Below are 1,515 nucleotides of genomic sequence, written 5' to 3' on the forward strand. Positions count from 1 at the left end.
AGGCGGCATAAATCGCCGTGACGATCAGCGGTCCAATGATCGAAGTTAGGCTGGTAAGAGCCGCGAGCGATCCTTGAAGCTGTCCCTGATGGTCGTCATCTACCTGCCTGGACAGCATGGCCTGCAACGCGGGCATCCCGATGCCGCCGGAAGCGAGAAGAATCATAATGGGGAAGGCCATCCAGCCTCGCGTCGCGAACGCCAGCAAGACGTAGCCCAGCGCGTCGGCCGCCATGCCGGCGATAATGGCCTGCTTCTCGCCGAAACGTTTGGTGGCGGGACCAGTGACGAAGGCTTGAGCGAGGGCGTGCAAGATTCCGAATACCGCAAGCGACAGGCCGATCATCGTCGCGCTCCAGCGAAAGCGGTCCTCGCCGAAAATGACCCAGAGCGCTGCCGGCACCTGTCCTACGAGTTGCATGATAAAGAAGACAGTCATAAGTGCGGCGACGATAGTCATGCCCCGCGCCCACCGGAAGGAGCTGACTGGGTTGAAGGCTCTCAAGGGCATCGGTCGACGCTCTCCCTTATGCGACTCCTGCATTAGGAAGCAGCCCAGTAGTAGGTTGAGGCCGTTGAGCACCGCCGCCGCAAGGAATGGTGCATGCAAGGAGATGGCGCCCAACAGTCCCCCGGCCACGGGGCCTGCCACCATACCCACGCCGAAACAAGCGCTTATGAGCCCGAAGTGGCGAGCCCGATCTTCCCCATCGGTGATGTCGGCGATATAGGCGCCAGCAACCGCACCTGTGGCGCCGGTGATGCCGGCCACGATGCGTCCGGCGTAGAGGATCCACAGGACGGGTGTGGTCGCCATGATCGCGTAGTCGATAGTGGCTCCAAGTAGCGAAGCGAGCAGGACTGGGCGGCGGCCAAAGCGGTCGGACAGTGCTCCGAGAACGGGTGCGCATAGAAATTGCATCAACGCATATAGCGCTAGCAGCACGCCATAGTGACTGGCGATGCTGTCGGAATGGACGATATCCCGCAAGAGGCCCGGCAGTACCGGCATAACCAAGCCTATGCCTACAGCATCCAGGGTGACGGTGCCGAGGATGACGATGAGCGCATTGTTAGATTTCATACACGGTGCCTGACTGCGTTAGCAATTTAACTGTGATAAACTACCGCATTAAAGCTTATCGATGATAAGCTGTCAAACATGAGAATTCTCTGACGAATAATCTTTCTTTTTCTTTTGTAATAGTGTCTTTGTGTCCCCCTGTTTGAGGGATAGCAATCCCCCAATTTGAGGGATGTTTTATCCCTCGTTTTAGGGGATTTTCCCTCGTTTTGAGGGATGCACCATTCTGAGATGTTTTTATTTGGTCCAAACATGCCGCCTTGCTGCTTGATAATATTCATTCTGACGAGTTCTAACTTGGCTTCATTGCACCGTTTGACAGGTAACTTTGTAATCTCGCTAAGTTGAGAATCGGTGATTCTGTCCATTGGTTTATTCCACCCATAGGTTTTACGCAGAATGGCAAGCAGCACTTTAAACTGTCGCTTGGT

General features: G+C 55.3%; 2 protein-coding genes. Both read right to left on the minus strand.

The features are described from left to right. Positions 1–1,084, minus strand: a 1,084-nt coding sequence (tet, locus tag HMPREF0850_RS12545) for a Tet(A)/Tet(B)/Tet(C) family tetracycline efflux MFS transporter (protein ID WP_000841444.1), incomplete at its 3' end; no start/stop codon positions are given. Positions 1,085–1,110: 26 nt separating this feature from the next. Beyond that, a partial coding sequence (locus HMPREF0850_RS12550) for a replication protein (RefSeq protein WP_025168416.1) occupies positions 1,111–1,515 on the minus strand: 405 nt, incomplete at its 5' end.

The sequence above is a fragment of the Streptococcus sp. M143 genome, from assembly GCF_000162495.1.
In the GTDB taxonomy this organism is placed as follows: domain Bacteria; phylum Bacillota; class Bacilli; order Lactobacillales; family Streptococcaceae; genus Streptococcus; species Streptococcus dentisani.